This is a genomic window from Cryobacterium breve (assembly GCF_027594785.1).
Classification (GTDB): Bacteria; Actinomycetota; Actinomycetes; order Actinomycetales; family Microbacteriaceae; genus Cryobacterium; species Cryobacterium breve_A.
This window is the reverse complement of sequence record NZ_CP075584.1, coordinates 2,404,778-2,427,506: the sequence shown is the minus strand read 5'-3', so window position 1 is coordinate 2,427,506 and position 22,729 is coordinate 2,404,778. Positions and strand designations below refer to the sequence as shown.

Below are 22,729 nucleotides of genomic sequence, written 5' to 3'. Positions count from 1 at the left end.
TACCTCACCAGCGCGTTAAAGGGCTGGTGAGGTAAGGCTTCCCAAAGTTTGTGCGCTGTTCGGGACGCGCTATTCGAGGAGGAGGGCCGGTTCCTCGATGATGCTCGCGACATCCGCAAGGAAGCGGCTCGCCACGTCACCGTCGACGACCCGGTGGTCGAAGCTCGCGCCGATGGTCGTGACCTGGCGCACCCGCACCTCGCCGTCGACGACCCAGGGCTTGGGCTTGATCGTGCCGAGGGCGACGATCCCGGCTTCGCCCGAGTTCAGGATCGGGGTGCCGGTGTCCATGCCGAAGACGCCGATATTGGTGATCGTGATCGTGCCCCCTGCCTGGTCTGCCGGGGTGGTCTTGCCGTCACGGGCGGTCAGGGTGAGCGTCTCGAGGGCGCGGGCGAGCTCGAGCAGGCTCATGTCCTGGGCCTCTTTGACGTTCGGCACGATCAGCCCGCGCGGGGTGGCCGCGGCGATGCCGAGGTTCACGTAATGCTTGATGATGATCTCCTGGTCCGTGAAGACCGAGTTGACGGTGGGGTTGCGGCGCACCGCCCAGATCATCGCCTTCGCCATGATCAGCATCGGTGAGACGCGCACCCCGGCGAAGTCGGTCGAGGCCTTGAGGCGCTTGACGAACTCCATCGTGCGCGTGGCGTCGACGTCGACGAACAGGCTGACGTGCGGCGCGGTGAAGGCGCTGCCGACCATGGCCTGCGCGATCGCCTTGCGCACGCCCTTGACCGGGATGTGCTCCTCGCGGTCACTCGGCCATTCCGGTGTCTGGATGTTGCGGAACACGCTCGCCTGGGTCGCCCCGCGCAGCACGTCCTCGCGGGTGACGTCGCCGACCGGCCCGGTCGCTTCGACGAGGGCGAGGTCGACCCCGAGATCCTTCGCGAGCTTGCGGATCGGCGGCTTGGCGATGACCGGCCCGGCGGATGCCGCGCGCGGCGCCCGGGCCTGGGCTGCGGCAGGCGGCCGGGGCGTTTCGATCGCGGGAGGAGCGATCGAGGCGTGCGGCGCGGCGCCGTCGGACCCGCGCCGACGACGGGTCGGCACGCTCGGGGCGGCTCCCCGGCCCACGAGCACCTTCGGTTCCTCAGCGGTGATGGTCGACCCGGTGTCGAGGGCCGCGCCGGCCAGCTCGGTGACGCTCGCGGCGGGGACCTGCCCTGCTTCGGCATCCGCCGCCACGGCAGCGGGGGCAGCGGCCGGAGCCGAACCAACGGGGGCGGGCTCCCCGGCCGGGACGATGGTGATGATGACCGTTCCGACGTCCACGGTCGTTCCGACCTCGACGAGGATGGCGCCGACGACACCGACGAACGGGGACGGCAGTTCGACGAGCGACTTGGCCGTCTCGATCTCGACGAGCACCTGGTTGATCGACACGGTGTCGCCGGGGGCGACCCGCCACTCGACGATTTCAGCCTCGGTGAGGCCCTCACCGACATCGGGAAGGGTGAAATTCAGGACGCTCATCTGGGTTCCTTGCTGTGGGTCATGCGAGGTGCGGGGCGGTGCATGTCAGTACGCGAGGGAACGATCGACCGCTTCGAGGACACGGTCGGGGGACGGCAGGAAGTGGGTCTCGACCGCGGCGGGCGGGAAGGGGGTGTCGAAGCCGGAGACGCGCAGCACGGGAGCCTCGAGGTGATAGAACGATCGCTCCGTCACGGTCGCGGCGATCTCGGAGCCGACGCTCACAAAGCCGTATGCCTCCTGGGCGACGACCAGGTGGCCGGTCTTCTCCACGGAGGTGAGGATGGGACCGTAGTCGATCGGCGAGATCGAGCGCAGGTCGACGACCTCGATGCTGATGCCTTCGACCGCGGCGAGTTCAGCGGCCTGCACAAGCACCGTGACCATGGCGCCGTGCCCGACGATCGTGACGTCGGTGCCGGCGCGGACGACCCGGCTCGCGTGCAGGGGAATCCCGCTCGCGCCGAAACGCACCTCGCCCTTGGGCCAGTAGCGGCTCTTCGGCTCGAAGAAGATGATCGGATCGTCTGAGGCGATCGCCTCCTGCATCATCCAATAGGCGTCATGCGGGTTCGACGGGCTGACCACGCGCAATCCGGGGGTGTGCGCGAAGTACGCCTCCGGGCTCTCCTGGTGGTGCTCGATCGATCCGATGTGTCCGCCGTATGGAATCCGGATCACGACGGGCATCGTGACCTGGCCCTCGTGCCGGTTGCGCATCCGGGAGAGCTGGCTGGTGATCTGGTCGAAGCCGGGGAAGACGAAGCCGTCGAACTGGATCTCGCAGACCGGACGGTAGCCGCGGAGGGCGAGGCCGATCGCGGTGCCTACGATGCCGGACTCGGCGAGCGGGGTGTCGAGCACGCGCTTGTCGCCGAATTCGGCGTGCAGGCCCTCGGTGACGCGGAACACGCCGCCGAGCGGCCCGATGTCCTCGCCCATCATCAGGACCTTCGGGTTGTCGAGCATCGCCTGGCGGAGGCCGGCGTTCAGGGCCTTCGCCATCGGGAGGTTCGCCGAGGTGGCGGGCGCAGCGGATGCCGCGGCGGGAGCGGCCGGTGCGGCCGACTTCAGGACCGGGGTCTCGGTCACGATCGTGTCGCTCACGCGTCGCCTCCTTCGAAGGATGCTTCGTATCGGTCGAGCCAGGCCTTCTGCTCCTGGATCAGCGGGTGGGGTTCGGCGTAGACGTTGTCGAAGATGACCGAGCGCTCGGGCGACCGGATCTCGAGGGCCCGGCGGCGGACATCCGCTGCGTGGTCCTCTGCCTCTTCGTCGACGGAGTCGAGGAAGTCCTGCTCGACTCCGAGGCCCTGCAGGTAGGCGCGGAACCGGACGATCGGGTCCTTCGCGACCCAGGCGGCGAGTTCCTCCGGGTCACGGTACTTGGTGGGGTCGTCTGCGGTGGTGTGCGCGCCGACCCGGTAGGTCATCGCCTCGATCAGGGCGGGGCCCTTGCCTGCGCGGGCGTCGTCGAGGTGCTTGGCGGTGACGGCGTAGCTTGCGAGCACGTCGTTGCCGTCGACCTGGGTGCCGGGCATGCCGAAGCCGCCCGCGCGGAGGTAGAGCGGGGTGCGTGACTGCCGGGTGACCGGGACCGAGATTGCCCAGTGGTTGTTCTGCAGGAAGAAGACCTGCGGGGTCTGGTAGCTCGCCGCGAAGACGAGGGCCTCGTTCGCGTCGCCCTGGGAGGAGGCTCCGTCGCCGTAGTAGACGATCACCGCCTCGTCGGTCTCCGGGTTGCCGGTCGCGGTCGTGCCGTCGAGCTGCATGCCCATCGCGTAGCCGGTCGCGTGCAGGGTCTGCGAGGCGAGCACGAGGGTGTACAGGTGGAAGTTGCCGTGCTCCTCCGGGGTCCAGCCGCCGAGGGTGACGCCGCGCAGCATCCGCAGGATGTCGACGAGGTCGAGCCCGCGGATCATGCCGACGACGTGCTCCCGGTAGGAGGGGAAGACGTGGTCCTGTGGGCGGGTGGCGTACGCACTGCCGACCTGGGCGGCCTCCTGGCCATGGCTCGGCACCCAGAGGGCGAGCTGGCCCTGGCGTTGCAGGTTCGCCGCCTCCTTGTCGAAGCGGCGGACGACGACCATGTCGCGGTAGAACCTGCGGAGGTCGTCTTCGGTCAGGCGGTCGAGGTACGGCATGAACTCCGCCGCCGCCTCGCTCGGCTCGACGAGGCCACTCGTGGAGAGCACCTGGACCAGGGGTGAGTCGTTCTCGAGCGCTGCCATCGTACTAACCTAGCCGCCGGGCCGAATGCCCCATTGGTAGATTGTGTACAAGGTCCGCGCAGGTTCGCAGTAGTTCTTCCACAGATTCTTCCTCGCCGATCGAGATCCGGATGCCCTCGGGGAACGGCCTCACCACGAGCCCGGCCGCACCGAGCGCCGCCGCCGCGGCACCGGTTTCCGCGCCCGTCGGCAGCCAGATGAAGTTGCCCTGAGGTGCGGGGGTGTTCCAGCCCTGCTCGGTGAGCGCGCGCCAGATCGTGTCACGACGGATGCCGATGGTGCGCACCCGGTCCATGAGCTCGTCATCGACATCGAGCGATGCGATCGCGGCAGCGCTGGCGACACCCGTGACCGACAACGGAATCGCCGTCGCACGGGCCGCGTCGAGGATCGCGACCGGCCCGAGGCCGTAGCCGACGCGGAGCCCGGCGAGGCCGTAGGCCTTGGAGAAGGTGCGCAGCACGACGAGGTTCGGGTAGCGGCCCAGCAGGGAGACGCCCCTGACCGCGTCGGGGTCGGTCACGAACTCGGCGTACGCCTCGTCGAGGATGACGAGCAGCGTCGAGGGGATGGCATCCATGAATGCCTCGAACTCCGCAGCGCGCACGATCGTGCCGGTGGGGTTGTTCGGGCTGCAGACGATCAGCACGCGGGTTCTGTCGGTGATCGCGGCGGCCATCGCGGCGAGGTCGTGGCCGTGATCCGGTCGATTGGGCACCTGCACGCTCGTCGCGCCGGCGACGGTGACGAGACTCGGGTATGCCTCGAAGGAGCGCCAGGAGTAGACGACCTCGTCTCCCGGGCCCGCGGCGGCGAGGATGAGCTGGGAGAGCAGGGCGACGGAGCCGCTGCCCACGTGCACCTCGTCGGCCGAACGTCCGTAGCGGGCGGCGAGGCGTTCCCGCAGCTCGGACGCCGAGGCATCCGGATAGCGATTGTAAGCGGTCTCGGCGCCGACAGCGGCGATCACGCCGGGCAGCGGCCCGAATGGGTTCTCGTTGCTCGAGAGCTTGAAGGCACTCGCGGCTGCCGCCTTTCCCTGCCTGTAGGCCGGGAGGGCGATGATTTCGGGGCGCAGTCGCACCGCTGACTGGTCTGTGGGGCTCACTCGGCGATTCTACGCCGGGGCGTATTCGCGGGGCCGCATGAGCCACGCGGAAACCGGCCGTGCCTCGAGTGCGCAGCGCCCGGTCAGGTGCCATAGTGGTCGCGTGGCCCGATTCCTGATCAAGCTGATCCTCAATGCCGTCGCCCTGTGGCTCACCACCCTCCTCGTGTCGGGAGTGAGCGTCGAACCCTATGCCCCGGACACCGGCGCCATCGTCGTGACCTATCTGCTCATCGCCCTCATCTTCGGTCTGGTCAACGGCGTGATCGGCGGCTTTGTGCGCGTCATCGCCTTCCCGCTCTACGTGCTGACCCTCGGCCTCCTCGCGCTCATCGTCAACGGACTCCTCCTGTTGCTCGTTGCCCTGATCTCCGACGGCCTGGGTTTCGGACTGCAGGTCGACGGGTTCTGGACCGGGGTGCTCGGGGCGCTCGTGCTCGGCATCATCAGCTGGCTGCTCGGCGTGCTCGCGCGTCCGGCCACCGGCCGCCAGTAGCCGGCCAGGTCTTCCGCCGCCCGGTCACGGCCCGGCCGTCCGGATGCCGCGCCACCGGGTGACCTCCGCCGGTCCCGATGCGCCGACCCCGGCCAGGGTGTCCCGGAAGCGCAGCAGGTTCGGCTCCGCTGAGTCGTCCATCAGGTGGGCGGTGGCCTGGTAACTCGTGAGGGAATGGGCCGGCAGCGCCTGCCCGGCCGGCGCCTCGCCGGCGGCGAACGCCCTGCTGCGCACGAGGACACGGTCGTCGACCCCGGCCGCAGTGCCGCCGAACGCCGGAACGATGTCGTCCGTGTGCTCGACGGTGACGGCCTCCACCCCGGCCGGAATGGAGAGCTCCGCCGTCGGGCTGCCGAAGGACGCGACGCCGACGGCGTTGAACTCTCCGGACTCGGCGAGCTGGACCGCGATCTGGCCGCCGAGGGAGTGCCCCACCGGGAGCACCGGGTCCTGCGGCTGGACACCGGCCGCGTGCATCGCCTCGACCACGGCACGGTACGCGCCGGAGGGGCCGAGCGGCGCCGCCGCGCCGGAGACGTCGCTGGCCAGGTCGAACGGCTGCCCGGTCCCCGTCGGGTCCCACTCCGCGGTGCCCCCGATGTAGACGATCCAGGACGGTGGGGAGCCTGCGGCACCGGCGTAGCGCTCGATCCGGATCTGCGGGCCCTCGGCCCGCGCGTCGGGGATTCGCCGCGCGAGCTCCCCGAACCCGGCGGGAGGCAGGGCCGCGAGGACGGCCGGGTGCACCGGGCTGCCCGTCTCGGTCACCCGGTGCACGCTCACCGGCGTCTCCCTGAGGAGGCCGAACGGGCGGACCAGGAGGAGCGCCGTCCCGGCGGCGGACGAGAGTCCGAGCATGCCGAGCCCCTCGTCGCCGAGCTCGAGCCCTGCGGGGAACGGCAATCCGAGCGCACCGACGGCCGTGTCGTCGGCGGAGGACACGAGTACGCGCACCGCGGCGACGACGGCCGGGTCGCTCAACAGGCCCGGGTTCGCCTGGAACCACGCAGCGACGTCCGCCAGGCTCCCCTCTGCGAACACCCCGCCGAACAGCGCCCGACCCGCGAGCCCGCCGAGCGCGATCGCCGCGAGGTTCGGCAGCGCGCCGAGAATCATCAGCGGGGCTGCGCGCCCCACGAGGTAGCCGAGCCAGGCTCCCGCAACCCCGCTCGCGCGCTCGACCGCGCGCTCGACGCGCCCATAGTCTTCCGCGGCCGTCAGGAGCGCATCGGCGAGGGTCCTGCTGCGCTCGACGATGTCGGCGAACACGGTGTCTGTCCGCAGGATGCCGAGGCCCGGATCGGCGTCTGTCCACCGCACGGCGGGCGTCTGCGCGGAGTCGAGCGCGCGGATCCGGGCGAGCCGGGCCCGCCAGGACTCGGCTTCCGTCTGGAGCGTGCGGAGCACGGCCGCCTCGGCAAGAACGGCATCCGTCGCGACGAGGGTTCCGCCGCCGCCGGAGACCAGCAGGCCTTCGCCGGACTCCGGCCCGCTCACTCCGACCATCCACCCGGGTTCGCCCGGGCAACGGCTGCGAGCCTGCGCCTTCTCAGCCTCGATGCGCACGAGTACCGCGGTGAGCGTCTCCTCGATGCTCCGCTCCGCCCCGGCCAGGAGCGCGGCGAGCTCCCAGCGGCGTTCGAGGTAGGCGCGCTGCGCCTCCGAGCGCCACTCGGCGGGCGCGCCGGCCGGGAGAAGCCGGCGCGCGGCGAGGGCGACGTCGTCGGCCAGGGTGCGCAGCAGCATCCGCTGATGCCGTAGCTCGGTCAACCGGTCGGTCTCCGGCGGATATTGCGACCACTGCATCGGCCTTCCCTTCCTCGGGGCCGACCCGGCGGCCCCGACGGATCGATCCTGCGCGACTGGGCCTGCCGGAGAGGCCGTCGCCAGGAACCTGGGGAAAGCGAAGTCCCTCGGCCAGGTGTGGAGGAGGCGAAAGTGACGGACAATGGAGCCATGACCTTCTCGGCGATCCGCCCCGACGAGGCGACGCCCTTTCGGATCATCTTCGTCTGCACCGGCAATATCTGCCGCTCACCGATGGCGGAGATCACCCTGCGCGATCTGGTCACCCGGTCCGGGTTGGGGCGGCTGATCTTCACGAGTTCTGCGTGCACCGGTGACTGGCACGTCGGCGAGCAGGCGGATGCCCGCACGGTCGCCGCCCTCAAGCGGCAGGGCTACGACGGCAGCCACCATCGCGCCCGCCAGTTCGACCCGGACTGGTTCACCGACTACGACCTCGTCGTCGTGCTCGACCGCACCCAGGAGCGCATCCTGCGGAACTGGGCGGTGAGCGACCGGGACAGGAGCAAAGTACGCCTGCTGCTCAGCTTCGACCACGAACAGGCGTCCCTGCACGACGTGCCGGACCCGTACTACTCCGACGATGCGATGTTTGACTCGGTATTGGGCATGATTGAGAAGGCAAACCTCGCGCTCTTCGCGCAACTAGAGCCCGCAATCCGACAGGGAGTCCGATGAGTCCACTACCCCCCAGGTCCTCAGCCCGCTAGACGGCCGCTACCGGGCCGCCGTCACCGAACTCGGGGAGTACCTGTCGGAGGCCGGCCTCAACCGTGCTCGGGTGCACGTCGAGGTCGAGTGGCTGATCACCCTCACGGATCGCAGCCTGTTCGGCTCGACGCCCCTCGACGCCGAGCACAAGGCGTCCCTGCGCGCCCTCGCCACCGACTTCGGCCAGGCCGAGATCGACGAACTCGCCGTTCTCGAGGCCACCACCCGCCACGACGTCAAGGCCGTCGAGTACCTCGTCCGCCGGCGCCTGACCACGCTCGGCCTCGACCGGATCAGCGAGCTCACCCACTTCGCCGCGACGAGCGAGGACATCAACAACCTTGCGTACGCCCTCACCGTGAGCGCCGCCGTGCGCGAGGTGTGGCTGCCCAAACTCCGTGCGACCATCGGCCTGCTCCGCCTGCGCGCCCTGGACTACCGGTCGGATGCGATGCTCGCCCGCACCCACGGCCAGCCGGCGACGCCGACGACGGTCGGCAAGGAGATCGCGGTCTTCGTGTACCGGCTCGAACGCCTCGCGTCGCAGGTCGAGGCCAACGAGTATCTCGGCAAGTTCAGCGGCGCGACCGGAACGTTCGCTGCGCACGTCGCAGCGGATCCCGCGATCGACTGGCCGGCCGTGTCCCGCGCCTTCGTCGAGGGCCTCGGGCTCACCTGGAATCCGCTCACGACCCAGATCGAGTCGCACGACTGGCAGGCCGAGCTCTACTCCAAGGTGTCCCACGTCAACCGGGTGCTGCACAACCTGGCGACGGACGTCTGGACCTACATCTCCCTCGGCTACTTCCGGCAGATCCCGCAGGCCGGCGCGACCGGGTCATCGACGATGCCGCACAAGATCAACCCGATCAGGTTCGAGAACGCCGAGGCGAACCTCGAACTGTCCTCCGCGATCCTCGACTCGCTCGCCGCTACCCTCGTCACCTCGCGGATGCAGCGGGACCTGACCGATTCGACGACCCAGCGCAATATCGGCGTCGGCTTCGGCCACTCCCTGCTCGCCCTCGACAACATCGTCCGCGGCCTCGGGGAGATCGACATCGACAGGGTCCTGCTCGCGCACGATCTCGACGTCAACTGGGAGATCCTCGGCGAAGCGATCCAGACCGTCATCCGGGCGGAGGTCTCGGCCGGCCGGTCCACCATCGCAGACCCGTACGCGCTGCTCAAGGAGGCTCACCCGCGGCAAGCGGATCAACCAGGCCGACCTCGTCGCCTTCGTCTCCGGCCTCGAGATCGGCGAGGATGCCCGGGCGCGCCTGCTCGCACTGACTCCCGCGGCATACGTCGGACTCGCCGACAGCCTCGTCGACTACCTCGGCTGACCCCGCACCTCACTAATTCGACGGAGATTTTGGTTTTTCACCACCTGAGAGCGCGATCTAAGCGCTTTCCGGGCAAAAACTCCGTCGAATTGGTTAGGGCTGCTGGCCCTTGTCCTGCTCGTCGATGTCGGTCTTCTCGGCGTCGTTGGGCTTCATGTTGAGCACGAGCATGGCGATCACGACGAGCACGACGATGAACGTGATGCCGAACCCGATCAGCGCAAGCAGTGGCTCCCGGGTGCTCATCAGCACGACGAGCCCGAGGAACACGGCCATCACGCCGGCGAGGCCGACCAGTTCGAGCGGCTTCAGCACTTCGGAGCGGCTGGGCTTGCGCGGCGTGTTCTGGGTCACTGGGTGTCCGAATCGTTGGGTGCTGCGGAGTGAATCGAGTCGACGGATGTCTCTGCGGCGGCGGCCACGGCCCACTTGAGCGAGAACGCGGCGATGCCGAGGTAGACCGCGAGCATCACGAGGTAGGCGCCGAGCAACCCGACGGAGACGACGACGTTCGGCGGCAGCACCAGCACGACGATCGCGAACAGCACGGTTGCAGCGCCCATCACGAGCCAGTCGCGGTCCGCCGGGTCCCTGCGCCGGGCACGGATGCCGCTCGACAGTTCCAGAGAACCGGTCACGATGCCCCACACCGTGACGAGGTAGAGGAAGAAGCCGAGCCCGCCGCCGTGGAAGGCGAGGGCGAGCGCTCCGGCGACGACACCGGCAATACCCTGCACGAGGAAGGCGCTGCGTTCCCGGGAGTCAGCGAGCGTGCGCCGACTCAGCACGGCGACGATGACGCCGCTCATGAGGGCGAAGGCGCCGAACACCAGGAGCCCGAATTCCGGGGAGTGGTTCGCGGTGAAGGTGATCAGGACGGCCGGGACGACGGCGACGCCTGCGCGCACGAGGGGCACGGTCCAGTAGCCGGCGGCGCGGTGGTCCGTGCCGGCAGCGGCGGGTGCGTCGGCCATGCGGAGACCCCTTTCGTGCCTGCGGCTTCCTGCCTGCGAGCGGATGCTCGTCATCGGGTGGCGAGACTGCCCAAGTCTACGCGGGCCGGGTCGGAGCATCCGCTCTCAAAGGGATCTAGAGCGCGTTGACCGCGCCGAGGATCTTGGTGAGGGAATCCTTGGCGTCGCCGAACAGCAGCGTCGTCTTCGGGTCGTAGAGCAGCTCGTTCTCGATGCCAGCGAAGCCGGGGCGCATCGAGCGCTTGAGGAAGACGACCTGGCGGGCGTCGCCGACGTCGAGGATCGGCATGCCGTAGATCGGGGAACCGGGCGAGGTCTTGGCCGCGGGGTTGACCACGTCGTTCGCGCCGACGACGAGGGCGACGTCGGTGTTCTTGAACTCGGGGTTGACCTCGGCCATTTCCTTGAGCGATTCGTACGGCACGTTGGCCTCGGCGAGGAGCACGTTCATGTGCCCGGGCATCCGGCCGGCCACGGGGTGGATCGCGAAGACGACCTCGACGCCCCTGGCCTGCAGGGTCGTGGCGAGTTCGGCGATCGTGTGCTGGCCCTGGGCCACGGCCAGGCCGTAGCCGGGAACGATGACGACCCGCTGGGCGTAGTTGAGCAGCACGGCGACGTCTTCGGGGCTCGAGGAGCGGACCGGGCGGTCGCTCTGCGTGGTCGAGCCTGCGGTCGAGCCGCCTTTGAAGGCGCCGAACATGATGCCGCTGACGCCGCGGCCCATGGCGGCGGCCATCGCGCGGGTCAGGATCGTGCCGCTCGCACCGACGAGGGTGCCGGCGACGACGAGCAGCAGGTTGCCGATCACGATGCCGGAGGCCGCGACGGCGAGTCCGGTGAATGCGTTCAGGAGGGAGATGACGATGGGCACGTCCGCGCCGCCGACCGGCAGCACGAGCAGGGCGCCGACGACGAGGCCCAGCACGAGCAGCACGACCGCCCAGCCCGCGGCACCGGTGCCGACGACGAAGCCGCCGGTGACGAGCGCCAGGAGGACGATGCCGCCCATGACCCAGGCGAGCCCGGGGAACACGAGCGGGCGGGAGCTGATCAGGCCCTGGAGCTTGCCCACGGTGACAGCGGAACCGGCGAAGGACACGGCGCCGACGAGCATCGTGAAGACGACGGCGACCCTGGTCCAGCCGTTGGCGCTTTCACCGAGTTCGAGCATTGCCACGAGAGCCGCTGCGCCGCCGCCGACGCCATTGAACAGGGCGACGAGTTGGGGCATCTGCGTCATCTGCACGCGGCGTGAGATCGGGGCTGCGATGGCCGAACCGACCGCGATGGCCACGATGATGGCGGGGATGTTTTCCATCCGGACCGAGAGGAACACCGTGATGACGGCGAGGAGCGCTCCGGCGGCGCCGATCAGGTTGCCGCGGCGGGCGGTTTTGGGCGAGGACAGGCCGCGGAGGGCGAGGATGAAGCAGACGGCGGAGACCAGATAGAGAAGCCCGGTCCACTCGGGGCTGAGCAGGCTCATTTGGCGGTGTCCTTCGAGTCGGCGCCGGCCGGTTTGCGGGGGCGAACATTTTGAGCATCCGGTCGGTGACGACGAAGCCGCCGACGAGGTTCGCCGTCGCGAGAAGCACGGCGAGGAGGGCCACGATGAGCAGCCAGATGTTGGTCGTCTGGCCGGCGACGGTGATCGCGCCGATCAGGATGATGCCGTGAATGGCGTTCGCGCCGCTCATCAGCGGGGTGTGCAGGGTGCTCGAGACCTTCGAGACCACTTCAAAGCCGACGAAGACCGCCAGCACCACCACGGTCAACAGGGTGATCGGATCCATCAGTCTTCTCCTTGCAGCGCGGCCTGGGCCGCGAGGGCGGCCTTGGTCGGTTCGTGCGTCACTTCGCCCGAGTGGGTGAGGCATGCGCCGGCGATGACCTCGTCGGTGAAATCGGGGGCGACCTGGCCCTCGCTCGTCATGAGAGCGAGCAGGTTCGCGACGTTCTTGGCGTACAGGCGTGAGGCGTCTGCGGGCATCGTGGATGCCGCGTCCTTCATCCCGACGAGGGTGACGGTTCCGTCCCCGCTCGCGACCGGAACGAGGGTGTCGACGCCGGCGACGACGCCCTCGACGTTTCCGCCGGTTTCGGCGGCGAGGTCGACGACGACGGAGCCGGGCCGCATGCCGGTGACCATGTCGTGCGTCACGAGCAGGGGTGCGGGGCGGCCGGGGATCGCGGCCGTGGTGATGAGGACATCCGCTGCGGCGACGTGGGGGGCGAGGAGCTCACGCTGGCGGACGGCGCGGTCTTCGCTGAGGTTCGCGGGCGTACCCGCCTGCGCCCTCGACGGCATCCAGGTCGAGCGTCACGAAGGTTCCGCCCATCGAGGTGACCTCGTTGGCGGATGCCGGGCGCACGTCGTACGCCGAGACGCGCGCGCCGAGGCGCTTGGCCGTCGCGATCGCCTGCAGGCCGGCCACACCGGCGCCGAGGACGAGGACGCGCGCGGGCGGGATGGTGCCGGCAGCGGTCATGTACATCGGGAAGAACCGCGGGAAGCGGATGGCCGCCTCGAGGACGACCCGGTAGCCGGCGACGAGGGCCTGCGAGGTCAGGGCGTCCATCGACTGGGCGCGGCTGATGCGCGGCACGAGTTCGAGGGCGAAGGCCGTGACGCCGGCCGCGGCGAGGGCCGTGACGGTCGGGAGTTCGTTGGCGGGGGCGGCGAGTCCGACGGTGACGAGGCCGGAGTGGAGCCGGGCGGCCACCTGGGGGGTCAGCGGGCGCACGTGGCAGTAGACGTCGAGGTCATCGAGGGTGAGCTGCGGCACGACGGTGGCACCGGCATCCGCGTATGAACGATCGGAGAAACCTGCAGCGATGCCGGCGCCGGCCTCGATCAGGACCTCGACACCGAGGCCTCGTAGTTGCTGCACAGTCTCCGGTGTGGCGGCGACTCGCCGCTCTCCCTCGATGCGCTCTCGCCCAATGCCAACCTTCACGCGGGTATCTCCTTCGCGGCGGCCAGCCACGAGCAAATCCGGACAATCCGAAAGCTTGCGCGGTTTTACCGCCCTCCCGCTAGCGTACCGGGGATGGGGGGTCGCTTTAACGCGGAATCTACGAACCGGGCGCGAGATCCGCGAAGCGCGAATAGTGGCCGTGGAAGGCGACGGTCACGGTTCGCGTGGGTCCGTTGCGGTGCTTGGCCACGATCAGGTCGGCCTCGCCTGCCCGGGGGTTGTCCTTCTCATACGCGCTCTCGCGGTGCAGCAGGATGACCATGTCGGCGTCCTGCTCGAGCGAACCCGACTCACGGAGGTCGGAGATCGCGGGCATCTTGTCCGCGCGCTGCTCCGGTCCACGGTTGAGCCTGGGAGAGGGCGATCACGGGCACCTGGAGTTCCTTGGCCATGAGCTTGAGCGCCCGGGAGAACTCGCTGACTTCCTGCTGGCGCGATTCGACTTTTTTGCCTGAGGTCATCAGCTGCAGGTAGTCGATGATGACCATCTTGAGACCGACGCGCTGCTTGAGGCGACGGCACTTGGCCCTGATCTCGACGAGGGTCATGTTGGGGCTGTCGTCGATGTAGAGCGGGGCGTCATTGATGCGTCCGCGGGTCGCCGCGATGGTGGTCCAGTCGCGGGCATCGACGGTGCCCTTGCGCATGCTCTGCAGGGGCACGGATGCCTCGGCCGAGAGCAGGCGCATCGCAATTTCGCTGCGGCCCATTTCGAGGGAGAAGAAGATACTCGGCATGTCGTGCTTGATCGAGGCTGAGCGCGCGAAGTCGAGCGCCAGGGTGGACTTACCGAGGGCGGGTCGGGCGGCGACGATGATGAGCTGGCCCGGGTGGAAACCGTTGGTGAGCTCGTCCATGTCCGCGAAGCCGGTCGGCACGCCGGTCATCTGGCCGTCTTTGCCCTTGGCGGCCTCGATCTCGTCGATCGCCGCGGTCACGGCGTCGGTGAGGGGCACGTAGTCTTCGGTCTCGGTGCTCCCGGTGACGGCGTAGATCTCGGCCTGGGCGTTATTGACGAGGTCGAGGACTTCGCCTTCTCCTGAATAGCCCATCTGGGCGATGCGGGTGCCTGCCTCGACGAGGCGGCGCAGCAGGGCACGTTCGGCGACGATGGAGGAGTAGAAACCCGCGTTTGCCGCGGTCGGAACGAGGCTCGTGAGGGTGTGCAGGTAGTCTGCGCCGCCTGCACGGGACAGTTCGCCGAGTTTGGTGAGTTCGTCGGTGACGGCGATGACGTCGGTCGGCTCACCCTGCGCGTAGAGCGACAGGATCGCGTCGAAGATCAGCTCGTGCTTGGGGATGTAGAAGTCCGCGGCCCGAACGGTCTCCACGACGTCCGCGACGGCGTCCTTGCTGAGCATCATGCCGCCGAGGGCGCTCTGCTCGGCGAGTAGGTCGTGGGGGAGCGTTCGCTCGGTGTGCCGCGTTTCTGTGCCACTGCGCAGATCGGTACCGCGTTTATCCGCCAGACCCAGGTGAGCGATCGACAACCGTGCCTCCTTTGTCCGTGGTGATGTTCTATCAGGGACCGCCGACACCATCGGACGATCCCGGCACACCTCGAAATCCGGCCGCGTGCCCACCATACGGACCGGCTTCAGGAGGCAACAAACCACCCTGTGGATAACACTGTGCAGAATACGGGCGAAACGCCGCGAGTCGTGTGCACAACCTGTGGACTCGGCTGTGGAAAACTATTCTTCTTTTAAAATTTTATACGATCTGATCAGGTAAAAATTCTATTCACACCTGTGGGTAAAAAGCTGGTTCAAGTACACCTTGAAGGTTCGTGCCGGTAAGAAATCCTGTGTACAAATGTGGGGATTCATCAACTGAAAACACCCTCAAAAGGGGTGATTGGGGCCTTAAACGAGCCTAGCGGCGGACTCCGGTGGGAGTCCGCCGCTAGGCCGGCAGTGAGACTGCTTACTTGGCAGCAACCACCACGAGGGTGATGGTGGCGCTCAGCTCGTCGCGAAGACGAACCGTTGCCTGGTGCTCGCCGACGGACTTGATCGGGCTGAGCTCGATCTTGCGCTTGTCGATGGCACCGAGGCCTGCAGCGGCGACGGCTTCGGCAACATCCGTGGTCTTGATGGAGCCGAAGAGGCGTCCACCGGTTCCGGCCTTGACGACCAGACGGACCTTGGTGTTCTCGATGGTTGCCTTCAGGGCCTGGGCCTCTTCGAGCGTGGCGTGCTCACGGGCGACACGAGCAGCCTTGATCTGTTCGATCTGCTTCTCGCCTCCGCGGGTCCAGGAAACGGCCCAACCCTGCGGGAAGAGGTAGTTACGGGCGAACCCGTTCTTGACCTCGACGATGTCGCCGGGTGCGCCGAGGCCGGAGACCTCGTGCGTCAGAATGATTTTCGACATTTGGCTACCTACCTGCCTGAGCCGGCGTAGGGCAACAACGCCATTTCGCGGGCGTTCTTGACGGCACGGGCGATGAGGCGCTGTTCCTGGACGGAGACACCGGTGATACGACGGGCGCGGATCTTTCCACGCTCGGAGATGAACTTGCGCAGGGTGGGGACATCTTTGTAATCGATGACACCAACCCGGATCGACTTCGCGGGAGCGGCGTTCTTGCCACCCTTAGCTCCGCGGAGCGGCTTTGCGGCGGTCGCCGCTCGACTTTCCAGCCATGATTTCCTTACTTTCTTAAGAAGTGCGTTTCAGCCAGGCGACGCCGGGGCGCCGCGGGTGGCTAGAAGGGTGTCTCGTCGCTGAAGTTGCCCGGGGTGTTCCACACGTCGCCACCGCTGTTGACGGCGGCGGGAGGAGTGGCTGCCCAGGGCTCGTCGTTCCCGGCCGCGGCGTTGTTACCGCCGCGGGGGAAGACGACGATGCAGCGCGAGTGAGCGAAGCAGTGGCGTACTTGAGCGAAGGACCGATATCGTCGATTTCGAGCTCGAAGCTTGTGCGCTTCTCGCCTTCCTTCGTTTCATAGGAACGCTGCTTGAGCCGCCCAGTAGCGACGACACGAGAACCCTTGGTCAGTGAACCGGCGACGTGCTCGGCGAATTCACGCCAAACGCTCGCGCGCAGGAACAATGCGTCGCCATCTTTCCACTCGTTTGATGCGCGATCGAAATTGCGCGGAGTGGATGCGATGGTGAAGTTGGCAACCGCCAACCCGCCCTGCGTGTAACGCAGTTCCGGGTCGCTGGTCAGGTTGCCCACCACGGTGATTACGGTCTCGCCGGCCATGGGCTACTTGTCGCTTGCCTTGTCGGCGGTGTCGACGGCTGCTGCGGGTGCCGGTGTGGCGACCGCTGCGGGCTTGGCGACTGCTGCCGGGGTGGCGACTGCTGCCGGGGCTGCAGGAGCCTGCCGGGGCTGCGGCCTTGACGGCTGCGGCGGCGGGAGCCGATGCGGGCTTGACAGACGCGGCGACCTTGGCGGTCGGGGCGGCTGCGGCTTCGGCCTTCGCGGCAATGACCTTCGGGTTGGCTGCCTTGCGGGCGGCCTTCTCGGCGGCGAGCTTGCTCGCGACGGCAACCTGGGCGATGCCTTCTTCTGCGCGGAGAACCTTGGTGCGCATGACGGCTTCCGACAGCTTCAGCTGGCGGTCGAGCTCGGCCGTGGCAGAAGCGTTCGCGGTGAAGTCGACGACGGCGTAGATGCCTTCGGACTTCTTGTTGATCTCGTATGCGAGACGGCGGCGACCCCAAACGTCAACCTTGTCAATCGTTCCGCCATCGTTGCGAACAACGTTGAGGAACTTGTCAAGGCTGGGAGCTACGGTGCGCTCATCGATCTCGGGATCGAGGATAACCATCAACTCGTACTGATGCATGACTAACCCACCTCCTTCGGACTAAACGGCTGCAGAATCTCTGCAACAGGAGGGTTGTGCATGTGCTGAAAGCGGAGGCCGGGAATCCGGCGCGCAGACAACCTGCCCAGACTACTCGATGAGGAGGCCAAAAGCCACCACAGCGCCGCGGCGCCCTCCGCGCCGCACGTGCTTGCGTCCGTCCGAGCATGCCGCGACGCCCGAGGACAGGGCAGCCGGACGTCGCGTTTGTGGAGAAGTACGCGCATCCGCCCCTGTTGAGGAGTGGCTACTGGCCGTGGCCCGCCCACCACGCCTGGAGACGGCGCGTTGCCTCCTCGACACCGAGGGGCCCGTCGTCCAGGCGCTGCTCGAGCAGGAACCGGTAGGCCTCTCCGACCTCCCGTCCCGGCTTCACGCCGAGGATCTCCATGATCTGCTCTCCATCGAGGTCAGGCCGCACCGCGGCCATCTCCTCCTGTTCGGCCAGTTCGCGGATGCGCTGTTCGAGGTCGTCGTATGCGAAGCCGAGCCGGTCGGCCTTGCGCCGGTTGCGGGTGGTCACGTCGGCCCTGGTCAGGATGTGCAGCCGTTCGAGCTGGTCGCCGGCGTCGCGCACATAGCGGCGGACGGCCGAATCCGTCCAGGCGCCCTCGGTGTACCCGAAGAAGCGCAGGTGGAGCTCGATCAGCCGGGAGACGGCCGCGATCGTGTCGTTGTCGAAGCGCAGCGCACGCAGGCGCTTCTTCGCGAGCTTGGCGCCCACCACGTCGTGGTGGTAGAAACTCACGATTCCACCGGGCTCGAGCTTCCGGGTCGCCGGCTTCCCGATGTCGTGGAAGAGTGCGGCGAGCCGCACGATCAGGTCCGGTCCGCCCGGGAAGCTCTCCCGGGACTTCTCGTAACCGATCGCCTGGTCGAGCACGGTGAGGGTGTGCTGGTAGACGTCCTTGTGGTGGTGGTGCTCGTCGACCTCGAGGCGCAGCGCCGGAATCTCCGGCAGGACGATGTCGAGCAGGCCGGAGTCCACCAGGAGTTCGAGGCCGCCGTGCGGGTTGTCGGAGATGAGCAGCTTGCAGAGCTCCTCGCAGACCCGTTCCGCGGAGATGTTGCGGATGCTCGACGCCATCGCGTCCATCGCGATCGCGGTGTCGAGGTCGAGGGTGAAACCGAGTTGGGCGGTGAACCTGGCGGCACGCATCATGCGCAGCGGGTCGTCGCCGAAGGAGATCTCGGGCGAGATCGGCGTCCGCAGGACCCCGGCCATGAGGTCGCCGATGCCGTTCGCCGGGTCGACCAGGGTCAGCCCGGGGAGGCGCAACGCCATCGCGTTGACCGTGAAGTCCCTGCGGAGAAGGTCGTCCTCCAGGCTCAGCCCGAACACGACCTCCGGCTTCCGGGTGACCCCGTCGTAGCTGTCCGCCCGGTAGGTGGTGATCTCCACGGTCTCGCCGGCGACCTTCGCCCCGATGGTTCCGAAGGCCCGGCCGATGTCCCACTGCGCCTCGGAGATCGGGGTGACGATCGTGAGGATCTGCTCCGGGGTCGCGTCCGTCGTGAAATCGAGGTCGTGCAGGGTCCGGCCCAGGAACGCGTCGCGCACCGGACCGCCGACGAGGGCAAGCTCGTGGCCCGCGGCCTCGAAGGCAACGGCGAGGCGGGATACGGAAGGAGTGGCAGCCAGGTCGCCCAGCCGCGTGAGGGCTGTCGCGACGCTCTGCATGCCCCCCATGTTAGTTCCTGGTCGACGGCGCGGCGGCCGCAGACCGGTTACTCAGGGCGTACGCCGTAGAATCCCCTATATGGTGGCCGAGTCAAGTACTGCGCGTCGGCCCGCGCTCCCCACAGCGGCGAGCAGCCGCTGGTCGCACCTCAGGGTCCCCGTCTCCGCGCTCCTGATCGGCATCCTCGCCGGACTCATTACCCTGGCTTCGTCCGGCGTCATCCCCGGCGCACCGACTCAGGCTGCCTCCGCCGCCACGGCCACTCCCACGCCGGCACCGACAGCGGATGGCGCGACGACGGACCCCGTCACGGTCACGGTGGCCCCCGTCTCCCTGGCGCCTCTGCGGTCAGGTCAGGACCTCGCGGTCACGGTGCGGATCACCAACGACAGCTCAGACACCATCACCCCCGGTACGATCGAGGCTCTACCTCGCCGAACGAGCCCTGACCACTCGCAGCGGACTCAGCGCCTGGCTGCATCCCACCAAGACGGGCAAGCCCGGCGACCTGATGCTGCGCTCGGCCCTTCCGGCAGCCATCCCGCCGGCGGGAACTGCAACCGTCGCCATCTCGGTGCCCTCCGCAAAGATCGGCCTCACCTCGGGCAACGCCTGGGGCGCCCGAGGAATCTCGGCCACGATCACCGAGGACGGGTCCGTCCTCGCGCAGGGGCGCGGCACCTTCGTCTGGTACTCCAACGAAGTCGTCACCCCGGTCGGGCTCGCCGTCGTGATGCCGATCACGGTGCCGGAGCAGACGACGGGACTCATCCCGGCGAAGTCGCTCGAAACGTACACAGCGCCAGGGGGCAGGCTCTCCCGGCAGCTCGATGGTGTGATCAATCGCGACGTGACGCTCGCGATCGACCCGATGATCATCGCGTCGATCCGTATCCTCGGCAATACGGCGCCGGCGAGTGCCGTGGCCTGGCTCAGTCGCCTCGGCCAGGCGAAAAACGATATATTCCCGCTCGGCTATGCGGATGCCGACCTCACGCTCCAGACCCAGGCCGCTGCCGGAACTCTGCTGGTTCCCATCTCATTCGACCAGTCGATCAGCGCCTCGAACTTCACCTCCCCGACAACGTCAACGCCGACTCAGACGCCGACGCCGACGCCGACGGCAACCGGCAGCGCCCCCGCAGGCTTGACCAACACGGCCACTGGAACAGCGACTCCGACTCCGCCCCCGACCTCAGCACCCGTGATCACTCCGGGCACGGTCCCCACGAGTGAGCAGGCTCCTGGCCTGGAACTACACGGCCACCGACGTCGGCTGGCCGATGACGGGAACGGTCGCGGCCGCCGACCTCGACGTCTTCACGGCCGGCGGCCTCTCGAGCCTCATCCTCGGCGGAGCCAACACCGCCCAGTCGGACCTCACCGAAACCCCCAACGCGAACGTCGTCCTGGCCGGCGGGCACGGGAACGCCCTGGTCACTGACGAACCGATCTCCGCAGCGCTCCGCGCGGCCGCCACCGCCACGACGGACACCGACTGGCAGGTCGCGATGGCCGAACTGAGTTCCCAGATCGCGGTCGTCTCGGCCGAGCGCCCTGCGACCGTGCGCACCCTCCTCGCCACGTTCGATCGTGGCACCACGCCGGGAGGTGTCCGGCTGAGCGAGACCCTGGCCGCCCTCGCAGGCCTGGGTTGGCGGGCACCGGCGACCCTGGCCGCGGCACGCGCTGCCTCGCCGGCCACTGACGTCAGCTTCCAGTCCCAAGCCGTCTCCGACATCCGTCTCGGCCCGGCGCGCAGCCTGCTGCAGCGCGAACACGACATCAGCGCGTTCTCGACAGCACTCTCCAAACCGATCGCCATCACAGCGACGCAGCGGCTGACGAGCCTCGCACTGTTCTCCTCGAGCTGGGCGCAGGACACGGATGCCTGGCGCGAAGCCGTCAATTCAAGCCTCGTGGACTCCTCTGTGTTGCTCTCCTCGATCAGCGTGTCCACGAAGGGTCCGATCAACGTCGTCGGCAGCCAGGTCGACATCCCGATCACCCTCGACAACGCCCTCGGGCAGTCCGTGACGGTGAAGGTGCAGGTCGTCCCGTCCAACGGCCGGCTCATCGTCGGCGGCGATGTCATCGAGGCGACGATCGAGGCCTCCTCGGCCAGGACGGTCAAGGTGCCCGTGACGGCCGCCGTCGGGAACGGTGCCGTCACGCTGAGGATCACCCTCTTCGCACCGGACGGTTCCGTCGTCGGCCAGCCCAGTCAGATTCCGATCAACGTGCGTGCGGACTGGGAGGGCCTCGGTTCGCTCATCTTCGCCGCCCTGCTCGTGCTCTTCTTCGGATTCGGGATCTGGCGGAACGTGCAGCGACGCCGCCGCGAACGCACTGCGATCGAGCCGACGCCCGACGCCGCTGTGGAGGCCCCCGTGAACGCGCCTGTCGATCCCCCGGTCGTGCCGCGTGGCTAGCATCGGGCGCGCAAGCGCATTCCTCGCCTCCGGCACGATCGTCTCCCGCATCCTGGGATTCGTGAAGGTCATCGTCCTCGCAGGCGTGATCGGCCTGTACGGAACGAGCGCCGATGCGTTCGCGCTCGCCAATCAACTGCCGAACACCGTCTACACGATCGTCGCAGGAGGAGTCCTCACCGCGGTTCTCGTTCCTCAGATAGTGAGGGCGGGCCTGCACCTCGACGGCGGCACCGCGTACATCAACAAGCTGCTGACCCTCGCGCTCACCGTCCTCGCGGTCACCACCCTCGCTGCGACTCTCCTTGTCCCGGTCATCACGCCCCTCATCGGCTTACACCTGCCTCCAGCGCAGTTGGACCTCGCGATCGCCTTCGCCTATTGGTGCATGCCCCAGATCTTCTTCTACGGCCTGTACACGGTTCTGGGTGAGGTCCTGAATGCGCGAAAGTCGTTCGGGCCGTTCACCTGGGTTCCGGTGCTCAACAACGTGGTGGCCCTCACCGGAATCTTCGTTTTCGCACTCGTGGCCGGGACCGACCCCAACGGTGATCGCACGGCGAGTGAATTCACTCCGGGGATGGTCGCACTCCTGGGCGGCACCGCCACGCTCGGCGTCGTCGCCCAGGCCGTCGTGCTGTTCTACTTCTGGCGTCGGATCGGACTGCGCTTCCGCCCCGATTTTCAGTTCCGTGGTGTCGGTCTCGGCGCTGCAGGGAAGACCGCGAGCTGGACCTTCGGCATGCTCCTGCTGAGCACGGCCGCCGGGATCGTCGAGACCCAGGTCGTCACCCTGGCCACGGGCAAGGCATCCGTCGCCGTGCTCGCGACGGCCTGGCTCATCTTCATGCTCCCGCATTCGGTCATCACCGTTTCGGTGGCCACCGCCTACTTCACCGGCATGAGCGAGCATGCCTCCCGCGGTGACGTCGCGAAGCTCAGAACGGATGCCTCGTCGGCTATCCGAGGGACATCGCTCCTGATCGTGCTCGCCTCGACGGTGATCCTCGTCTGCGCCTATCCGTTCTCCGCCGTCTTCACCCAGGGGAAGTTCGAGCAGGTGCAGGGCACCGGCAACGTCATCATCGCCTACATTCTCGGCCTCGTCGCCTTCTGCGTGCTGTTCGTCCTGCAACGCACCTTCTATGCGCTCGGCGACACCCGCACCCCGTTCTTCTTCACCCTCTTCCAGGTCATCCTGGTCGTCGCCGGAGTGCTCGCGTGCTCGCTGCTTCCCCCGGCCTGGATCGCCGTCGGCATCGCGCTCGTCGTGACGGTGTCCGGAATCCTGCAAACGGTTCTGGCCGGCCACCTGCTGCGGCGACGCCTGGGCGGGATCGACGGCCGGCGCATCCTGCGAAGCCTGGTCCGGTACGTCGTCGCCGCGATCCCTCCCCTCATCCTCGGCCTCGGAATACTCCTGCTCCTGGGCGGCACACACGAAGGTGGTTTTGCCGTCTCCGGTCGCCTGGAAGCGATCGTCTCGATGCTCGTCATCGGGGCTGTAATGACGCTCGCCTACTTCGGGATGCTGCTGCTCATGCGCAGCGAGGAACTCCGGGTCTTCCTGGTGCCGCTGATCAACCGGTTCCGCCCGCGCGGCTCCAACTAATCCATCCCACCGGTTGTCGTCCACCGCCCCGGCACGCTGGCAACCGGC

General features: G+C 68.0%; 14 protein-coding genes and 8 pseudogenes. 6 read left to right on the top strand and 16 right to left on the bottom strand.

The annotated features are described in order from the left end of the window. Positions 1–69: 69 nt before the first annotated feature. The 4 genes from KIV56_RS11900 to KIV56_RS11885 all read right to left on the bottom strand — a co-directional run bounded on the left by KIV56_RS11900 (position 70) and on the right by KIV56_RS11885 (position 4,818). A complete protein-coding gene (locus KIV56_RS11900) occupies positions 70–1,479 on the bottom strand; it encodes a dihydrolipoamide acetyltransferase family protein (RefSeq protein WP_281533605.1) in 1,410 nt (469 codons plus the stop codon). 45 nt (positions 1,480–1,524) lie between these two features. After that, complete coding sequence (locus tag KIV56_RS11895; protein WP_281536139.1) at positions 1,525–2,484, bottom strand: alpha-ketoacid dehydrogenase subunit beta; 960 nt, start codon at positions 2,482–2,484, stop codon at positions 1,525–1,527. Positions 2,485–2,582: 98 nt separating this feature from the next. Beyond that, positions 2,583–3,710: a pyruvate dehydrogenase (acetyl-transferring) E1 component subunit alpha gene (gene pdhA, locus KIV56_RS11890; protein ID WP_281533604.1), complete on the bottom strand. Its 1,128-nt coding sequence runs from the start codon at positions 3,708–3,710 to the stop codon at positions 2,583–2,585. A gap of 4 nt (positions 3,711–3,714) precedes the next feature. Further along, positions 3,715–4,818 (bottom strand): histidinol-phosphate transaminase, encoded by a 1,104-nt coding sequence (locus tag KIV56_RS11885; RefSeq protein WP_281533603.1) that lies wholly within the window; start codon positions 4,816–4,818, stop codon positions 3,715–3,717. 103 nt (positions 4,819–4,921) lie between these two features. Between KIV56_RS11885 and KIV56_RS11880 the strand changes: the two genes are divergently transcribed. Then, positions 4,922–5,314: a phage holin family protein gene (locus tag KIV56_RS11880; RefSeq protein ID WP_281533602.1), complete on the top strand. Its 393-nt coding sequence runs from the start codon at positions 4,922–4,924 to the stop codon at positions 5,312–5,314. Positions 5,315–5,338: 24 nt separating this feature from the next. Here the strand turns inward: KIV56_RS11880 and KIV56_RS11875 are convergent, their stop codons facing one another. Beyond that, entirely contained in the window at positions 5,339–7,120 is a 1,782-nt protein-coding gene (locus KIV56_RS11875; RefSeq protein WP_281533601.1) for a hypothetical protein, read from the bottom strand. Between the two features lie 150 nt (positions 7,121–7,270). Here KIV56_RS11875 and KIV56_RS11870 point away from each other — a divergent pair, with 150 nt between their 5' ends. Further along, a complete protein-coding gene (locus KIV56_RS11870; protein WP_281536138.1) occupies positions 7,271–7,798 on the top strand; it encodes a low molecular weight protein-tyrosine-phosphatase in 528 nt (175 codons plus the stop codon). Positions 7,799–7,808: 10 nt separating this feature from the next. Beyond that, positions 7,809–9,177, top strand: a pseudogene (gene purB / locus KIV56_RS11865) (adenylosuccinate lyase); the annotation flags it as partial. 93 nt (positions 9,178–9,270) lie between these two features. On the opposite strand, the gene KIV56_RS11860 reads toward purB, so the two are convergent. From KIV56_RS11860 to KIV56_RS11810, 11 genes and pseudogenes are all read right to left on the bottom strand, one after another. Then, positions 9,271–9,531: a hypothetical protein gene (locus KIV56_RS11860; protein WP_281533600.1), complete on the bottom strand. Its 261-nt coding sequence runs from the start codon at positions 9,529–9,531 to the stop codon at positions 9,271–9,273. After that, a complete protein-coding gene (locus KIV56_RS11855) occupies positions 9,528–10,151 on the bottom strand; it encodes a DUF308 domain-containing protein (RefSeq protein ID WP_281533599.1) in 624 nt (207 codons plus the stop codon). The genes KIV56_RS11860 and KIV56_RS11855 overlap by 4 nt, the downstream gene beginning before the upstream one ends. 115 nt (positions 10,152–10,266) lie before the next feature. Beyond that, positions 10,267–11,640 (bottom strand): NAD(P)(+) transhydrogenase (Re/Si-specific) subunit beta, encoded by a 1,374-nt coding sequence (locus KIV56_RS11850; RefSeq protein ID WP_281533598.1) that lies wholly within the window; start codon positions 11,638–11,640, stop codon positions 10,267–10,269. 25 nt (positions 11,641–11,665) lie between these two features. Then, positions 11,666–11,947: pseudogene (locus KIV56_RS11845) on the bottom strand (NAD(P) transhydrogenase subunit alpha); the annotation flags it as partial. Beyond that, positions 11,947–13,111: pseudogene (locus KIV56_RS11840) on the bottom strand (Re/Si-specific NAD(P)(+) transhydrogenase subunit alpha). The pseudogenes KIV56_RS11845 and KIV56_RS11840, both read right to left, overlap by 1 nt. Before the next feature lie 118 nt (positions 13,112–13,229). Next, positions 13,230–14,622, bottom strand: a pseudogene (gene dnaB, locus KIV56_RS11835) (replicative DNA helicase). Between the two features lie 436 nt (positions 14,623–15,058). Next, positions 15,059–15,508: a 50S ribosomal protein L9 gene (gene rplI, locus KIV56_RS11830; protein ID WP_281533597.1), complete on the bottom strand. Its 450-nt coding sequence runs from the start codon at positions 15,506–15,508 to the stop codon at positions 15,059–15,061. Positions 15,509–15,516: 8 nt separating this feature from the next. Further along, positions 15,517–15,781, bottom strand: a pseudogene (rpsR, locus tag KIV56_RS11825) (30S ribosomal protein S18). 61 nt (positions 15,782–15,842) lie between these two features. Further along, positions 15,843–16,345, bottom strand: a pseudogene (locus KIV56_RS11820) (single-stranded DNA-binding protein). Between the two features lie 220 nt (positions 16,346–16,565). Next, positions 16,566–16,934: pseudogene (gene rpsF, locus KIV56_RS11815) on the bottom strand (30S ribosomal protein S6); the annotation flags it as partial. Between the two features lie 268 nt (positions 16,935–17,202). Beyond that, complete coding sequence (locus tag KIV56_RS11810; protein ID WP_281536137.1) at positions 17,203–18,636, bottom strand: CCA tRNA nucleotidyltransferase; 1,434 nt, start codon at positions 18,634–18,636, stop codon at positions 17,203–17,205. Between the two features lie 287 nt (positions 18,637–18,923). Here KIV56_RS11810 and KIV56_RS11805 point away from each other — a divergent pair. From KIV56_RS11805 to murJ, 3 genes and pseudogenes are all read left to right on the top strand, one after another. Then, positions 18,924–19,643 (top strand): annotated as a pseudogene (locus KIV56_RS11805) (DUF6049 family protein); the annotation flags it as partial. Between the two features lie 226 nt (positions 19,644–19,869). Next, entirely contained in the window at positions 19,870–21,069 is a 1,200-nt protein-coding gene (locus tag KIV56_RS11800) for a DUF6049 family protein (RefSeq protein WP_281533596.1), read from the top strand. Beyond that, entirely contained in the window at positions 21,062–22,681 is a 1,620-nt protein-coding gene (murJ, locus tag KIV56_RS11795) for a murein biosynthesis integral membrane protein MurJ (RefSeq protein ID WP_281533595.1), read from the top strand. Before KIV56_RS11800 ends, murJ begins: the two co-directional genes overlap by 8 nt. The last annotated feature ends 48 nt before the right edge of the window (positions 22,682–22,729 follow it).